The organism is Leifsonia sp. NPDC077715 (genome assembly GCF_040686855.1).
Taxonomy (GTDB): domain Bacteria; phylum Actinomycetota; class Actinomycetes; order Actinomycetales; family Microbacteriaceae; genus Leifsonia.
In genome coordinates this window covers 809,216-824,687 of record NZ_JBFBOG010000003.1, presented here as the reverse complement: position 1 = coordinate 824,687, position 15,472 = coordinate 809,216, and the positions used below count along the sequence as shown (strand labels likewise).

At 69.1% G+C, this 15,472-nt stretch carries 14 protein-coding genes; 11 read left to right on the top strand and 3 right to left on the bottom strand.

The genetic code is table 11. The features are described from left to right. Positions 1–104 precede the first annotated feature (104 nt). The 11 genes from uvrA (at position 105) to AB0P25_RS17770 (ending at position 12,040) form a co-directional block, all read left to right on the top strand. The gene (gene uvrA / locus AB0P25_RS17820; protein WP_363809345.1) at positions 105–3,011 is read left to right on the top strand and encodes an excinuclease ABC subunit UvrA; all 2,907 of its coding nucleotides are present in this window, start codon (positions 105–107) and stop codon (positions 3,009–3,011) included. A 3-nt stretch (positions 3,012–3,014) separates the two neighbouring features. Beyond that, the gene (uvrC, locus tag AB0P25_RS17815; protein WP_363809128.1) at positions 3,015–5,036 is read left to right on the top strand and encodes an excinuclease ABC subunit UvrC; all 2,022 of its coding nucleotides are present in this window, start codon (positions 3,015–3,017) and stop codon (positions 5,034–5,036) included. A 37-nt stretch (positions 5,037–5,073) separates the two neighbouring features. After that, a complete protein-coding gene (gene rapZ / locus AB0P25_RS17810) occupies positions 5,074–5,967 on the top strand; it encodes an RNase adapter RapZ (protein ID WP_363809127.1) in 894 nt (297 codons plus the stop codon). A 54-nt stretch (positions 5,968–6,021) separates the two neighbouring features. Beyond that, positions 6,022–7,002, top strand: coding sequence for a DNA-binding protein WhiA (whiA, locus tag AB0P25_RS17805; RefSeq protein WP_363809125.1), 981 nt, complete (start codon positions 6,022–6,024; stop codon positions 7,000–7,002). Positions 7,003–7,042: 40 nt separating this feature from the next. Next, positions 7,043–7,669: a superoxide dismutase gene (locus AB0P25_RS17800; protein ID WP_363809124.1), complete on the top strand. Its 627-nt coding sequence runs from the start codon at positions 7,043–7,045 to the stop codon at positions 7,667–7,669. Between the two features lie 103 nt (positions 7,670–7,772). Next, positions 7,773–8,777, top strand: coding sequence for a type I glyceraldehyde-3-phosphate dehydrogenase (gap, locus tag AB0P25_RS17795; protein ID WP_363809122.1), 1,005 nt, complete (start codon positions 7,773–7,775; stop codon positions 8,775–8,777). A gap of 15 nt (positions 8,778–8,792) precedes the next feature. After that, entirely contained in the window at positions 8,793–10,028 is a 1,236-nt protein-coding gene (locus tag AB0P25_RS17790; RefSeq protein WP_363809120.1) for a phosphoglycerate kinase, read from the top strand. Continuing rightward, positions 10,016–10,819: a triose-phosphate isomerase gene (tpiA, locus tag AB0P25_RS17785; RefSeq protein ID WP_363809118.1), complete on the top strand. Its 804-nt coding sequence runs from the start codon at positions 10,016–10,018 to the stop codon at positions 10,817–10,819. Before AB0P25_RS17790 ends, tpiA begins: the two co-directional genes overlap by 13 nt. A gap of 70 nt (positions 10,820–10,889) precedes the next feature. Then, entirely contained in the window at positions 10,890–11,135 is a 246-nt protein-coding gene (gene secG, locus AB0P25_RS17780) for a preprotein translocase subunit SecG (RefSeq protein ID WP_018191139.1), read from the top strand. Positions 11,136–11,155: 20 nt separating this feature from the next. Then, a complete protein-coding gene (locus AB0P25_RS17775; protein ID WP_064109140.1) occupies positions 11,156–11,521 on the top strand; it encodes an RNA polymerase-binding protein RbpA in 366 nt (121 codons plus the stop codon). A gap of 87 nt (positions 11,522–11,608) precedes the next feature. Next, a complete protein-coding gene (locus AB0P25_RS17770) occupies positions 11,609–12,040 on the top strand; it encodes a hypothetical protein (RefSeq protein WP_363809116.1) in 432 nt (143 codons plus the stop codon). Between the two features lie 149 nt (positions 12,041–12,189). Here AB0P25_RS17770 and pgl read toward each other — a convergent pair whose 3' ends face one another. Genes pgl through zwf form a run of 3 tightly spaced genes read right to left on the bottom strand, consistent with a single transcriptional unit; the run spans position 12,190 to position 15,460 of the window. Then, positions 12,190–12,960, bottom strand: coding sequence for a 6-phosphogluconolactonase (pgl, locus tag AB0P25_RS17765; protein ID WP_363809115.1), 771 nt, complete (start codon positions 12,958–12,960; stop codon positions 12,190–12,192). Then, positions 12,957–13,922 carry a glucose-6-phosphate dehydrogenase assembly protein OpcA gene (locus tag AB0P25_RS17760; protein WP_363809114.1) on the bottom strand — a complete coding sequence of 322 codons (966 nt, stop codon included), beginning with the start codon at positions 13,920–13,922 and terminating at the stop codon, positions 12,957–12,959. The genes pgl and AB0P25_RS17760 overlap by 4 nt, the downstream gene beginning before the upstream one ends. Next, positions 13,919–15,460 carry a glucose-6-phosphate dehydrogenase gene (zwf, locus tag AB0P25_RS17755; protein WP_363809113.1) on the bottom strand — a complete coding sequence of 514 codons (1,542 nt, stop codon included), beginning with the start codon at positions 15,458–15,460 and terminating at the stop codon, positions 13,919–13,921. Before zwf ends, AB0P25_RS17760 begins: the two co-directional genes overlap by 4 nt. Positions 15,461–15,472: the final 12 nt, after the last annotated feature.

The window sequence follows — 15,472 nt, the reverse complement described above, 5'->3', positions numbered from 1 at the left end:
CGAGACGCCGGAGTGCGGTGCGCGGTGGGCGAACAGCCCCCTCGAACAATGACGGATGGCGGAGAATAGAGCGAGTGAGCAGCGGGCGAGTGAACAACGATCGGGTGCACGGGGACGGCGACATCGGCAGCACCATCAGCCGGGTGACCGGCTCGCACCTCAGCGTGCGCGGTGCGCGGGTGCACAACCTCCACAACGTCGACCTCGAGATCCCGCGCGACTCGATGGTGGTCTTCACGGGACTCTCCGGGTCGGGGAAGTCGTCGCTCGCGTTCGACACGATCTTCGCCGAGGGTCAGCGCCGCTACGTCGAGTCGCTGTCCGCGTACGCGCGACAGTTCCTCGGCCAGGTCGACCGCCCGGACGTCGACTTCATCGAAGGTCTGAGCCCCGCCGTGTCGATCGACCAGAAGTCGACCAACCGCAACCCGCGGTCGACCGTCGGCACGATCACCGAGATCTACGACTACATGCGTCTGCTGTGGGCGCGTATCGGCGTGCCGCACTGTCCGATCTGCGGTGAGCGCATCCAGCGCCAGACCGTTCAGCAGATCGCCGACCAGCTGATGGAGCTCGAGGCAGGCACCCGCTACATGGTCGTCAGCCCGGTCGTCTCGCAGAAGAAGGGCGAGTTCGTCGACCTCTTCAAGGAGCTCGCGGCGAGCGGCTACTCGCGCGCGCTGGTCGACGGCGAGCAGATCCAGCTGTCCGACCCGCCGACGCTGAAGAAGCAGGTCAAGCACGACATCTCCGTCGTCATCGACCGTCTGGTCGCCGGCCCCGACATCCTGGGCCGCCTCACCGACTCGCTCGAGACGGCGCTGCGGCTCACCGACGGCCTGGTGCAGGTCAACTACGTCGACCGCGAGGGCGCGGCGGCGTGGCAGAACTTCAGCGAGAAGCTGTCCTGCCCGAACGGCCACCCCATCCAGCTGACCGAGATCGAGCCGCGCACCTTCTCGTTCAACGCGCCGTTCGGAGCGTGCCCCGAGTGCTCCGGTCTCGGCACCCGAATGTCGGTGGACGAGGAGCTGCTGCTCGACGACGACGAGCTCAGCATCGCCGACGGCGTCATCGTGCCGTGGACGAGCCAGGGCAAGAGCCTGTTCAACTACTACGAGAAGCTGCTCGACGGCCTCGCGCGCGACCTCAAGTTCTCGCTCAAGACCCCGTGGAAGAAGCTGCCGCAGAACGTGAAGGACGCCGTCCTCCACGGCGACAACTTCGAGGTCAAGGTCAAGTGGAAGAACCGCTACGGCCGCGAGATGTCGTACACCTCCGGCTTCGAGGGCGTGGTGCCCTACATCGAGCGCCAGTACATCCAGGCCGAGACCGACACGCAGCGCGCCCGCTGGGCGGAGTACCTGCGCGAGGTGCCGTGCCCGGTCTGCGGCGGCAAGCGCCTCAAGCCCGAGGTGCTGGCCGTCCTCGTGCACGGAAAGAGCATCGCCGACGCGTCGCTGCTCAGCCTCAGCGACGCCCGCGCGTTCATGGAGAAGCTGCACCTGACCGAGCGCGAGCAGAAGATCGGCGCGCAGGTGCTGCGCGAGATCAAGATCCGGCTCGACTTCCTCATCCAGGTCGGCCTGAGCTACCTCGACCTGGCCCGCGCCGCGGGCACGCTGTCGGGCGGAGAGGCGCAGCGCATCCGCCTGGCCACGCAGATCGGCTCGGGCCTGACCGGCGTGCTGTACGTGCTCGACGAGCCGAGCATCGGCCTGCACCAGCGCGACAACCGCCGCCTGATCGACACCCTGGTCGCCCTCCGCGACCTCGGCAACACGCTGATCGTGGTCGAGCACGACGAGGACACCATCCGCACGGCCGACTGGATCGTCGACATCGGTCCCGGCGCCGGCGTGAACGGCGGCCACGTCGTCCACTCCGGCTCGTACGACGAGCTGCTGAAGAACACCGCCTCGCTGACCGGCGACTACCTGGCCGGACGCCGCGAGATCGCCATTCCGGCGAAGCGTCGGAAGATCGACAAGAAGCGGATGATCCGCGTCGTCGACGCGCAGGCCAACAACCTGAAGAACGTGACGGTCGACTTCCCGCTCGGCACGTTCGTCGCCGTGACGGGCGTCTCGGGCTCCGGCAAGTCATCGCTGGTCAACGACATCCTCTACCGGGTGATGGCCAACAAGCTCAACGGCGCTCGCAAGGTGGCCGGCAAGCACCGCACGATCACCGGGCTCGAGAACCTCGACAAGGTCGTGCACGTCGATCAGGCGCCGATCGGCCGCACCCCGCGCTCCAACCCGGCGACCTACACGGGCGTCTTCGACCGCATCCGGAACCTGTTCGCCGAGACGCCGGAGGCGAAGGCCCGCGGCTATCTGCCCGGCCGGTTCAGCTTCAACGTCAAGGGCGGACGCTGCGAGGCGTGCTCGGGTGACGGAACGATCAAGATCGAGATGAACTTCCTGCCGGACGTCTACGTCGCGTGCGAGGTCTGCGGGGGAGCGCGGTACAACCGCGACACCCTGTCGGTGCACTACAAGGGCAAGAACATCGCCGAAGTGCTCGACATGCCGATCAGCGAGGCCGCGGAGTTCTTCAAGCCGATCTCGGCCATCCACCGCTACCTGCAGACGCTGGTCGACGTGGGCCTCGGGTACGTCCGTCTCGGCCAGAGCGCGACGACCCTCTCGGGCGGTGAAGCGCAGCGCGTCAAGCTCGCGACCGAGCTGCAGCGCCGCTCCAACGGCCGCAGCGTGTACGTGCTCGACGAGCCGACCACGGGTCTGCACTTCGAAGACGTCCGCAAGCTCCTGCTCGTGCTGAACGGGCTGCTCGACAAGGGCAACACCGTGATCGTGATCGAGCACAACCTCGACGTGATCAAGTCGGCCGACTGGATCATCGACATGGGGCCGGAGGGCGGCGCCGGCGGCGGCGAGGTCATCGCGACGGGCACTCCGGAGCAGGTGGCCGAGACGCCGGGCAGCCACACCGGGTTCTTCCTCAAGGAGATCCTGCAGGGCGAGTCCGCCCGGGGCGCTGCGTAAGGGATGGCCGACACCGTCAGCTACCGGCCGAAGGCCGGCGAGATCCCGACCCAGCCGGGGGTGTACCGGTTCCGTGACAAGAACCGGCGCGTGCTCTACGTGGGCAAGGCGAAGAACCTGCGCGCGCGGCTGAGCAACTACTTCCAGCCCCTGCGGAGCCTGCACGAGCGCACCCGGCGGATGGTGACCACGGCGTCCAGCGTCGAGTGGACGGTGGTGGGCACCGAGTACGAGGCGCTGCAGCTCGAATACACCTGGATCAAGGAGTTCAACCCGCCGTTCAACGTCAAGTTCCGGGACGACAAGACGTACCCGTACCTGGCGGTGACCCTCGGGGACCGCATCCCGCGGGTGATGATCACGCGCAACCGCAACATCAAGGACGCTCGCTACTTCGGCCCGTACACCAAGGTCTGGGCCATCCGCGAGACGGTCGACCTGATGCTGAAGGCGTTCCCGATGCGGTCCTGCTCCGACGGGGTCTACCGGCGCGCCGAGCTCACCGGACGGCCGTGCCTGCTCGGCGACATCGGCAAGTGCGCAGCGCCCTGCGTCGGGCGGATCTCGCCGGAGGACCACAAGTCGCTGGCGATCGACTTCGCCAGCTTCATGGCGGGCAACGACAGCGGCTACCTGCGCGACCTCAACGACAAGATGAAGCAGGCGGCGAGCACGATGGACTACGAGTCCGCGGCCCGTCACCGGGACGCGATCCAGGCGCTGGAGGGCGTGCTCGGCAAGAGCGCTGTCGTGCTGCCGGAGGATGTGGACGCCGATGTGTTCGGCATCGCCCACGACGAGCTCGCCGCCGCGGTGACGCAGTTCCTCGTCCGCGGCGGTCGTGTGCGCGGTGTCCGCAGCTGGGTGGTCGACAAGGAGCTCGACATGGGCCTCGGCGAGCTCGTCGAGACGGTGGTGCAGAACGCCTACGACGGCCCGGATGCGCCGCCGCGCGAGATCCTGGTGCCCGAGCTTCCGGACGACACCGCAGAGCTCGACGAATGGCTCACCCAGCGCCGTCGTGAGACGCCCGACCCGTCCGCCCCGCGCGGGCGGCTGACCGGCCGGGTGTCGCTCCGCACCGCGCAGCGCGGCGACAAGGCCGCCCTCGCCCAGACCGTCGAGATGAACGCGAAGAACGCGCTGGTGCTCTACAAGACGCGCCGCAGCTCCGACTTCGTCGCGCGCTCGAAGGCTCTCAACGACATCCAGGACGCGCTCGGGATGACCGACGCGCCCCTCCGGATGGAGTGCTACGACGTCTCGCACCTCAGCGGCACCAACATCGTCGCCTCGATGGTCGTCTTCGAGGACGGCCTGCCCCGCAAGGACCAGTACCGCCGCTTCAGCATCCCGGAGTCGACGGACGACACGGAGTCGATCTACCAGGTGATCTCCCGACGGCTGGCGTACCTGAAGGAGACCCCGGCGGCCGTGGTCGAGACGCTGGACGAAGAGACCGCCCTGGACGCCGAAGGGGCCGCGGGCGCCGACGAGGTCGTCGAGGACGCGGCAGAGCGCCGCCGTCGCAAGTTCTCGTACCCGCCGAACCTCCTGATCGTCGACGGCGGCCAGCCCCAGGTCGCCGCCGCGAAGCGGGCGCTGGACGAGTCCGGCGTCACCGGCATCCAGCTCGCCGGCATCGCGAAGCGGCTGGAGGAGATCTGGCTGCCCGACTCCGACTTCCCGGTGATCCTGCCGCGGAACAGCGATGCGCTGTTCCTCATCCAGCGTCTCCGCGACGAAGCGCACCGGTTCGCCATCACGTACCAGCGCGCGCGTCGCAAGCGCGACATCGGGACCGTGCTGGGTGAGATCCCGGGCCTCGGTCCGTCGCGCGTCAAGGAGCTGCTGAAGCACTTCGGCTCCGTCGCCCAGCTGCGCAAGGCCACGCCCGAGCAGATCGCCGAGGTCCGCGGCGTCGGGCCCCGGCTCGCGGCCGCCGTGTACGAGCGGCTGGCCGACGGCGCCTCGGCACCGGATGCGCAGCCCCAGGACGGCCAACCGGTGGACAGCAGTCGCTAGGCTGGAGGCACAGCAGGAAAGCGGAGGAGACCGGTCGATGGCCACCGACGGTGAGACGAACGCAAGCGCAGAGCAGCAGGAAGTGCTCATCGTCACGGGGATGTCGGGCGCCGGCCGCTCGACGGTCGCCAACGCGCTGGAAGACCTCGACTGGTACGTGGTCGACAACCTGCCCCCGCAGATGCTCCGCCCGCTGGTCGAGCTGGCGAACCGCGCCGAGTCCGGGCTGCCGCGCATCGCCGCGGTGGTCGATGTGCGCGGCCGCAACTTCTTCGTCGACCTGCGCGACATGATCCAGAGCCTGCGCGAGGGCACCAAGGTGCGCGTGCTGTTCCTCGAGGCGTCGGATGCGGTGCTCGTGCGCCGCTTCGAGCAGGTGCGGCGCCCGCACCCGCTGCAGGGCGACGGCACGATCCTCGACGGCATCAACGCCGAGCGCACGCGCCTGCGCGAGATCCGCGAGGCGGCCGACATCATCGTCGACACGACCGACCTCAACATCCATCAGCTGGCCACCAACATCACCGACACGTTCGCGGCAGAGGACGCGGCCGACGTCCAGGTGACCGTGATGAGCTTCGGCTTCAAGTACGGGCTGCCCGCCGACGCCGACATGGTCGCCGACGCGCGCTTCCTGCCGAACCCGTTCTGGAACCCCGAGCTCCGGCCGCACACCGGCCTCGAGGAGGTCGTCCGCGACTTCGTCCTGACCCAGGACGGCGCCGCCGAGTTCATCCAGGGCTACATGGCCGCCCTGAAGCCGATCGTCGCCGGCTATCAGCGCGAGAACAAACGCCACGCGCTGATCGCGATAGGCTGCACTGGCGGAAAGCACCGGTCCGTCGCGATTGCGGAAGAGCTCGCGGCACGGTTGCGCACTTTCCCCGGTCTGGCGGTGAACACCAAACACCGCGACCTCGGCCGTGAATGATCCCGGCCCATCCATCCACGGCACCACCCCGCCTTGAGACAGTAAGGAATCCGATTGGCTCTCACCGCCGACGTCAAGGACGAGCTCACGAAGGTCGAGGTCGGCAAGACCACCGTCCGGGCAGCAGAGCTGGCCACCATCCTCCGGTTCTCGGGCGGCCTGCACCTCATCGGCGGCCGCATCGCGGTGGAGAGCGAGCTGGACACGCCCGAGCTCGCCCGGCGCGTCCGGAAAGACCTCGCGGAGCTGTACGGCGTCCGCAGCGACGTGTCGGTGACCTCGCCCTCCGGCGTCCGCCGCACCAGCCAGTACCTCGTCCGCGTGCTCGACGGCGGCGAGACGCTGGCCCGCCAGACCGGCCTGCTGGATGCCCGCCGCCGCCCGATCCGCGGCCTCCCGAACCGGCTCACCACCGGGTCGCGGGAAGAGCTCGCGGCCGTGTGGCGTGGCGCGTTCCTCGCCAGCGGCTCGCTGACCGACCCGGGCCGCTCGGCCGCGCTGGAGGTCACCTGCCCCGGCAACGAGGCCGCGATGGCCCTCGTCGGCGCCGCCGGCCGCATCGGCATCGCCGCGAAGGCGCGCGAGGTGCGCGGCGTGCACCGCGTCGTCATCCGCGACGGCGAGGCGATCAGCGCGATGCTCGTCGCCATGGGCGCCGCGCAGACCGTCGCCAACTGGGAGGAGCTGCGCCAGCGCCGCGAGGTGCGCGCCAACGCCAACCGTCTCGTCAACTTCGACGACGCCAACCTGCGCCGCTCCGCGCAGGCCGCCGTCGCCGCCTGCGCGCGCGTCGAGCGCGCGCTCGAGATCCTCGGCCCCGACGTGCCGAAGCACCTGCAGTACGCAGGCGAACTGCGCCTCGCCCACCGCGACGCGAGCCTCGACGAGCTCGGCCACCACGCCGACCCGCCGATGACGAAGGACGCGGTCGCCGGCCGCATCCGCCGCCTCCTCGCGATGGCCGACAAGCGCGCCTCCGACCTGGGCATCCCGGGTACGGAGGCGAGCCTCCCGGCCGATCTGGACGAGGTGTAGTTTTCAAACGTCGAACCCCAACCACAAGTGGAGATGAGTAATGGCTGACTACACGCTGCCTGACCTGCCGTACGACTACTCGGCCCTCGAGCCGAACATCAGCGGCCGGATCATGGAGCTGCACCACGACAAGCACCACAAGACGTACGTGGACGGCGCCAACACCGCCCTCGCGAAGCTCGCGGAGGCCCGCGACGCCGACGACCTGACCTACGTCAACAAGCTCGAGAAGGACCTGGCGTTCAACCTCGCCGGCCACGTCAACCACACCGTGTTCTGGAACAACCTCTCCCCGGACGGCGGCGACAAGCCGGTCGGCGAGCTCGCGGCCGCGATCGACGAGTTCTTCGGGTCGTTCGACAAGTTCCGCGCCCACTTCACGGCGTCGGCGCTCGGCATCCAGGGCTCCGGCTGGTCGATCCTCGTGTGGGACTCCCTTGGCCAGAAGCTCATCATCGAGCAGCTGTACGACCACCAGGGCAACCTCGCCGCGGCGACCGTCCCGCTCCTCATGCTCGACATGTGGGAGCACGCCTTCTACCTCGACTACGTCAATGTGAAGGCGGATTACGTCAAGGCGTTCTGGAACATCACCAACTGGGGCGACGTCAACGACCGCTTCCTCCGGGCGCGCGAGAAGACCGCGGGTCTGCTGCTACTGTCGTAGGCAGGATGGCGTCCCGGGAGGGAGCCTCCCGGGACGCCGACGTCCGCAACAACCACCCACCAAAGTGCGCCGTCCGGCGCCCATCGAGTAACTGGAGACATCTGTGTCCGTAAAGATCGGAATCAACGGGTTCGGTCGCATTGGTCGTAACTACCTGCGCGCCGCCCTCGCGAAGGGCAGCGACCTCGAGATCGTCGCGGTGAACGACCTCACCGACAACAAGACGCTCGCGCACCTGCTCAAGTACGACTCCATCACGGGCCGTCTCGACGCCACCGTGGAGCTCGACGGCGACAACATCGTCGTCAACGGCAAGCCGATCAAGGTCCTCGAGGAGCGCGACCCCGCCAACCTCGGCTGGGGCGAGCTGGGCGTCGACATCGTCATCGAGTCGACCGGCCGCTTCACCAAGGCCGACGATGCGCGCAAGCACCTCCAGGCCGGCGCCAAGAAGGTCATCATCTCCGCTCCGGCGACGGGCGAGGACGCCACCTTCGTCATGGGCGTGAACGAGCACCTGTACAACCCGGAGACCGACAACATCATCTCCAACGCGTCGTGCACCACGAACTGCCTCGCGCCGCTCGCCAAGGTGTTCAACGACGAGTTCGGGATCGAGCGCGGTCTGATGACCACGGTCCACGCCTACACCGCCGACCAGAACCTCCAGGACGGCCCGCACTCCGACCTCCGCCGTGCCCGCGCCGCCGCGATCAACATCGTTCCGACCTCGACCGGTGCCGCGAAGGCCATCGGCCTGGTTCTCCCGGAGCTGAAGGGCAAGCTCGACGGCTTCGCCCTCCGCGTGCCGGTGCCCACCGGCTCGATCACCGACCTGACCGTCACGGCTTCTCGCCCGGTCACCGTCGACGAGGTCAAGGCCGCCTACAAGAAGGCCGCCGAGGGTCCGCTCAAGGGCATCCTCAAGTACACCGAGGACGAGATCGTCTCGAGCGACATCGTCTCCGACCCGCACTCCTCGATCTTCGACTCGGGTCTGCTGCGCGTCATCGGCGACCAGGTCAAGCTCTCGAGCTGGTACGACAACGAGTGGGGCTACTCCAACCGTCTCGTCGACCTGACCGAGTACGTGGCCGAGCGCCTCTAACGACAGGGAACCGACGTGACGCTCCGCACACTCGACGCACTCGGTTCGCTCGCCGGGCTGGACTCCCTTGCTGGTAAGGGCGTCATCGTTCGCTGTGACCTGAACGTGCCCCTGGAGGGCTCGAAGATCACCGACGACGGCCGTGTGCGAGCGTCGATTCCCACCCTGAACGCCCTGATCAACCAGGGCGCGAAGGTGGTCGTCATCTCCCACCTGGGCCGCCCCGAGGGCGCGCCCGACGCGAAGTACAGCCTGGCGCCGGTGGCCCAGCGGCTCTCCGAGCTGCTGGGCAAGCCGGTGACCTTCGCCAAGGACACTGTCGGCGGCGGCGCCGCTGACGCGGTGGCCGGCCTGAAGGACGGCGACGTCGCCCTGCTCGAGAACCTCCGCTTCAACCCGGGGGAGACCGCGAAGGACGACGCCGAGCGGAAGGCGTTCGCCGAGAAGCTGGCCGCCTTCGGCGACGCCTTCGTGTCCGACGGCTTCGGCGTCGTGCACCGCAAGCAGGCGAGCGTCTACGAGCTCGCGCAGCTGCTTCCGAGCGCGGCGGGCACGCTCATCCAGGCGGAGCTCGACGTGCTCGACCGGCTGACCGAGAACCCCGAGCGCCCGTACGCGGTCGTGCTCGGCGGGTCGAAGGTCTCCGACAAGCTCGGCGTCATCGGCCACCTCCTGCCGAAGGTGAACTCGCTGCTCATCGGCGGCGGGATGCTGTTCACGTTCCTCGCGGCGCAGGGCCACAAGGTGGGATCCAGCCTGCTGGAGGCCGACCAGATCGACACCGTGAAGGGCTACCTGGCGAAGGCCGAGGAGCTGGGTGTGGAGCTGGTGCTGCCGCGCGACGTTGTCGTGGCGTCGAAGTTCGGCGCCGACGCGGAGCACGTGGTGCGCCCGATCGACGCGATCGAGGACACCGAGTGGGGCGACAAGGGCCTCGGGCTCGACATCGGCCCCGAGACCGCCGAGCTGTTCTCCGAGTACGTCCGGGGCGCCAAGACGGTGTTCTGGAACGGTCCGATGGGCGTGTTCGAGCTCGCGCCGTTCGCGGCGGGCACCAAGGCGGTCGCCCAGGCGCTGACCGAGGTCGACGGCCTGAGCGTCGTCGGCGGCGGCGACTCGGCCGCGGCGGTCCGTGCGCTCGGCTTCCGCGACGACCAGTTCGGTCACATCTCGACGGGCGGAGGCGCGAGCCTCGAGTTCCTCGAGGGCAAGCGACTCCCCGGACTGGAGGTCCTCGGATGGCAGCAGTGAGCCCGTCGGTGCGGCGTGTGCCGCTCATCGCCGGCAACTGGAAGATGAACCTGGACCACCTCCAGGCGATCGCCTTCGTGCAGAAGCTCGCATGGACGCTGAAGGACGCGAACCACGACTTCTCCGCGGTCGAGGTGGCGGTCTTCCCGCCGTTCACCGACCTCCGCAGCGTGCAGACGCTGATTTCAGCCGACAAGCTCCCGCTCGCCTTCGGCGGCCAGGACGTCTCCGAGCACGAGTCCGGCGCGTACACCGGCGAGATCTCCGCCGCCTTCCTGGAGGCGCTCGAGACCCGCTACGTGATCATCGGCCACTCCGAGCGCCGCACGCTGCACGGCGAGACCGATGAGCAGGTGGCCGCGAAGGTGGCCGCATCCCTGAAGCACAACATCGCGCCGATCATCTGCGTCGGCGAGACGGCGGAAGACCTCGAGGTCCACGGCGCGAGCGCCGTTCCTGTCGCGCAGCTACGCGCCGCGCTGTCGAAGGTCGACTCGGCCGCCGACATCGTGGTGGCCTACGAGCCGGTCTGGGCGATCGGCTCCGGTCAGGCGGCGACACCCGAGCAGGCCGAGCAGGTCTGCGCCGCGCTCCGCGCGGTGATCGCCGACGTGCTGGGGGACGACGTGGCCGCCAAGACCCGCATCCTCTACGGCGGATCGGTGAAGTCGGGCAACATCGCCGGCTTCATGCGCGAGCCCAACGTGGACGGCGCGCTGGTCGGCGGTGCGAGCCTCGACGTCAACGAGTTCGCCGCGATCGTGCGGTACCAGAAGCACGTCGGCCTCTGAGCGGCCCGCGAGTTATACTGGTCGTTGGTTTTCCCCGGGCTCGGCCCGGACGCTTCCCGAAAGGTTCCCCGTGCTCATTCTCCAGGTCGTCCTGCAGGTGCTGCTGGGCATCACCAGCCTCCTGCTGACGCTGCTCATCCTGCTGCACAAGGGCCGCGGCGGTGGCCTCTCCGACATGTTCGGCGGCGGCGTCACCTCGAACCTCGGCGCATCCGGTGTCGCTGAGCGCAACCTCAACCGGATCACGGTCATTCTCGGGCTCATCTGGATCACGTGCATCGTGGTCCTCGGCCTGATCACCAAGTTCAGCGCCTGAGCGCTGGGAAGGGGAACACTATGGCTTCCGGAGGAAGTGCCATCCGTGGCTCGCGCGTCGGCGCGGGCCCCATGGGGGAGCAGGACCGCGGTTTCCACGCGGAGCGCATCGCCATCTCGTACTGGGACGCTCTCGGCAACGAGACCGTCCGCTACTTCGCGGCGAACCTCCCCGAGGAGGAGATCCCCGACGTCATCGACTCGCCGTCGACCGGTCTGCCGGCCGGCCGCGACAAGGAGAACCCGCCGTCGGTCGCCAAGACCGAGCCCTACAAGACGCACCTCGCGTACGTGAAGGAGCGGCGCAGCGAGGAGGAGGCCGAGCAGCTGCTCGAAGACGCCCTCAACCAGCTGCGCGCCCGCCGCGGTCGTCCGACCACGAACTGACGCGACTCTCGCACGAAGGCCGTTCACCCGATGGGTGGACGGCCTTCGTCGTCCGGCTAGACTGCGTGCCACAGCAGGAGGTGGCAGATGCGCGGACCCGCCGACGATCGGATGCCCGCCTCCCGCGCGCTCGGGGACGAGGTCGGGCGGCTCAGCCTGGTGGCGCTCCTCGACGAGGCCGTGGATCGCGCCGAGCAGGCGGAGGCGCTGCTCACCCGCCACGAGGACGGCGAACCCCTGAGCAGCGGGGAGGCGCGTCGCTGCCTGCGCCTCCGTGTCGCCTTCGCCGAGCTGCAGCGCTGGGTGGACGAACTCGACCTGCCCGCCGCGCAGACCGACGTCAGAGACGAGGCGTCGCGGCTGCTCGCGTTCTACCTGCACCTGCTGACGCACGCCTTCGGCCGCGGCATCCGCCCGCCCGAACGGGATCGCCTCGCCATCCGCAGCCGCGGCCCGCTCACCGGCGCCCCGGCCGCCCGCCTCGCGACCCTGCGTGAGCGCGTGCGCGGCTCCGCGTGACGCCCTCGCGAAGCATCCGCGTCTGCGGCTTCACGTAACGTCTGCGCGTGCGCGCGTCGCCGCAGATGTTACGAATCGCCGCAGTCGCTATCGCGCACACGATGAAGGCCCCGTCGGCGGACCGACGGGGCCTTCATGTGTCGTGCAGATCAGTACGACGGCGCGATCAGGTTCTCGGGCACGTCGACCGCCGCATCCTTGTCCACGAAGAACACGGTGCGCTTGCGGCCCTTGGCGCCCGCGACCGGCACCTCGGTGTAGCTCGCGCCCGCGAGGGCGAGGCCGAGGGCGCTCGCCTTGTCGCTGCCGGCGAGCACCAGCCAGATGCGGTCGGAGGAGTTGATCACCGGGCGCGTCAGGCTCAGCCGCTGCGGCGGCGGCTTCGGGGAGTTGCGCTCGGCGATGACCGACGCCTTCTCCTCGCGGATGCCCGCGCGGTCGGGGAACAGCGACGCGATGTGCCCGTCGGGGCCGACGCCGAGGAACGTGATGTCGAACTTCGGCACCGGCCAGTCCTCGTGCCCGAACGCCTCGAGCTCGGCCGCGTACACGCGTGCCGCCTCGTCGATGTCCGCGATCTCGTCGGATGCGGGGAAGGGGTGGACGTTCTCCGGCGGCACCGCGATGTGGTCCAGCAGGGCCTCGCGCGCCTGGCGCTCGTTCCGGTCGGGGTCGTTCCGCGGCACGAACCGCTCGTCTCCCCACCAGAAGTGCACCTTCGACCAGTCGATGGTGTCGCGGGCGGGGGAGGCGTTGACCGCCTCCAGCACCGCGATCCCCATCGTGCCCCCGGTCAGCGCGATGTTCGCACGGCCGAGGTCGTCGAGGATGTCGATCGTCTTGGTGAGGAAGCGCGCGGCCACCGACGCGGCCAGAGCCTCCTTGTCCGGGTGAACGAGCACCCGCCGTTCGTTCGTCATGCCCTGGCGCCTGCTCCTTCGTCAGCGGTCTCCAGCAGTGCGAGACCCTTCGTGATCACCTCGCCGTAGAGGTCGTCCGGGTCCAGCCTACGCAACTCCTCGGCCAGGCAGTCGCGCAGGTTGCGGCGTGGCAGGGCGAGATCGTGGGTGGGCTGTCCCGGCTGCGACAGGCGGGCGACGTTGGGGACCTCGCGCTCCAGCTCGATCTCGCCGGAGGCGCGCTCCATCTTCACGCCGTGGATGCCGCCGGAGCCGATCTTGCGCGAGGCGAGGTCGTACTGCACAGGCACCTGCAGCTGCAGGCGCAGCCACGCGGCGAGGAGGAGGGTGGACGGGGAGTCCGCAGCGCCTGCCACCTCGACGGAGGTGATCGGCTCGTACGGGGGCTGGTCGAGCACGGCCGCGAGCTGGGCGCGCCACAGGGTGAGGCGCGTCCAGGCGAAGTCCGTGTCGCCCGGCGCGTACGTCTTGCCGAGGTGGAACAGGAAATCCTGCGGGTTCGGCTGGGCGGAGGCGTCGGTGATGCGGCGGGTCGCGATGCGGCCGAGAGGGGAGTGGGACGCCTTCTCAGGCGCGACCCCTGGCCACCACACCACGACCGGCGCGTCGGGGAGGAGCAGGCCGGTGACCAGTCCCTCCTCGTCGCTCGCGGTCTCGCCGTAGGCGCGGAGCACGATGACCTCGCTGGCCCCGGCGTCGCCACCGACGCGGATCTGCGCGTCGAGGCGGGCGTCGCCCTTCTTGCGCTCGTCGTCCTCCTCGGTCGAGACCACGATGACGCGCATCGGGTGCTCGCGGGAGGCGTCGTTGGCGGCCTCGATGGCCTCCTCCTCCTGCCCGAGGTGGGTGGCGATGATCAGGGTGAGCACGCGGCCGAGGGCGACGGCGCCGCCCTCCTCGCGGATCTTGACCAGGGCCTTCGAGATGTTGCTGACGGTCGTCGCGGGAAGGTCGACGATCATGGACGCCTCCAAACGCGGCCGTCGCGCTCCAGGAGCTCGTCGGCCGACTTCGGGCCCCAGGTTCCGGGGCGGTACTGCTCGGGCTGGCCCTGCGTGGCCCAGAAGTCCTCGATCGGGTCGAGGATCTTCCAGGACAGCTCGACCTCCTCGTGGCGGGGGAACAGCGGCGGGTCGCCGAGCAGCACATCCAGGATGAGCCGCTCGTACGCCTCCGGGCTCGCCTCGGTGAAGGCGTGGCCGTAGCCGAAGTCCATGCTCACGTCGCGCACCTGCATGCCGGCGCCGGGGACCTTCGAGCCGAAGCGGATGGTCACACCCTCATCGGGCTGCACGCGGATGACGAGGGCGTTCTGGCCGAGCGCGCTGGTCTGCGACTCCGCGAAGAGCTGCTGCGGAGCCCGCTTGAACACGACGGCGATCTCGGTGACCCGACGGCCCAGGCGCTTGCCCGCGCGCAGGTAGAACGGGACGCCCGCCCAGCGGCGCGTACCGATCTCCAGCTTGATGGCCGCATAGGTCTCCGTTGTGGAGTGCGGGTTCATCCCGTCCTCCTCGAGGAAGCCGACGACCTTCTCGCCGCCCTGCCAGCCGCTGCCGTACTGGCCGCGCGCCGTGGACTTCGAGAGGTCCTTCGGCAGCCGGACGGCGGCGAGCACCTTCTCCTTCTCGGCGCGCAGGTCCGCCGCGTTGAACGAGATGGGCTCCTCCATCGCGGTGAGCGCGAGCAGCTGGAGCAGGTGGTTCTGGATGACGTCGCGCGCCGCTCCGATGCCGTCGTAGTACCCGGCACGGCCGCCCACGCCGATGTCCTCGGCCATGGTGATCTGCACGTGGTCGACGTAGTTGGCGTTCCAGATCGGCTCGTACAGCTCGTTCGCGAAGCGCAGCGCCAGGATGTTCTGGACCGTCTCCTTGCCGAGGTAGTGGTCGATGCGGAACACCGAGTCGGGCGGGAAGACCGTCTCGACGACGGCGTTCAGCTCGCGTGCGGACTGCAGGTCGTGCCCGAACGGCTTCTCGATGACGACGCGCCGCCAGCCCTCTCCGGACTGGTCGGCGAGGCCGGATCGCTTCAGCTGCTCGGTGACGATCGGGAACGCCTTCGGCGGGATGGACAGGTAGAACGCGTGGTTGCCCATCGTTCCGCGCTCCGCGTCCAGCTGCTCGACGGTCTCCTTGAGGCGCCGGAACGCATCGTCGTCGTCGAACTCTCCCGGTACGAACCGGATGCCCTGCGCGAGCTGCTGCCACACGTCGTCGTCGAACGGCGTACGGGCGTACTGCTTGACCGCGTCGTAGACGACCTTCTCGAAGTCCTGGTCCTCCCAGTCGCGCCGGGCGAACCCGACGAGGGAGAACCCGGGCGGCAGCAGGCCGCGGTTCGCGAGGTCGTACACCGCGGGCATCAGCTTCTTGCGCGACAGGTCACCCGTCACTCCGAAGATGATGAGGCTGCTGGGCCCCGCGATGCGATTCAGTCGGCGGTCGGAGGGCAACCGCAGCGGGTTGAACTCCGGGGTGATCTCCACCGGTGACAAGTGTCTGATCTC

Coding starts and splice junctions, on each gene's coding strand:
- uvrC (WP_363809128.1), top strand. CDS start 3,015: ATGGCCGACACCGTCAGCTACCGGCCGAAGGCCGGCGAGATCCCGACC.
- rapZ (WP_363809127.1), top strand. CDS start 5,074: ATGGCCACCGACGGTGAGACGAACGCAAGCGCAGAGCAGCAGGAAGTG.
- AB0P25_RS17800 (WP_363809124.1), top strand. CDS start 7,043: ATGGCTGACTACACGCTGCCTGACCTGCCGTACGACTACTCGGCCCTC.
- tpiA (WP_363809118.1), top strand. CDS start 10,016: ATGGCAGCAGTGAGCCCGTCGGTGCGGCGTGTGCCGCTCATCGCCGGC.
- AB0P25_RS17775 (WP_064109140.1), top strand. CDS start 11,156: ATGGCTTCCGGAGGAAGTGCCATCCGTGGCTCGCGCGTCGGCGCGGGC.
- AB0P25_RS17770 (WP_363809116.1), top strand. CDS start 11,609: ATGCGCGGACCCGCCGACGATCGGATGCCCGCCTCCCGCGCGCTCGGG.
- pgl (WP_363809115.1), bottom strand. CDS start 12,960: ATGACGAACGAACGGCGGGTGCTCGTTCACCCGGACAAGGAGGCTCTG.
- AB0P25_RS17760 (WP_363809114.1), bottom strand. CDS start 13,922: ATGATCGTCGACCTTCCCGCGACGACCGTCAGCAACATCTCGAAGGCC.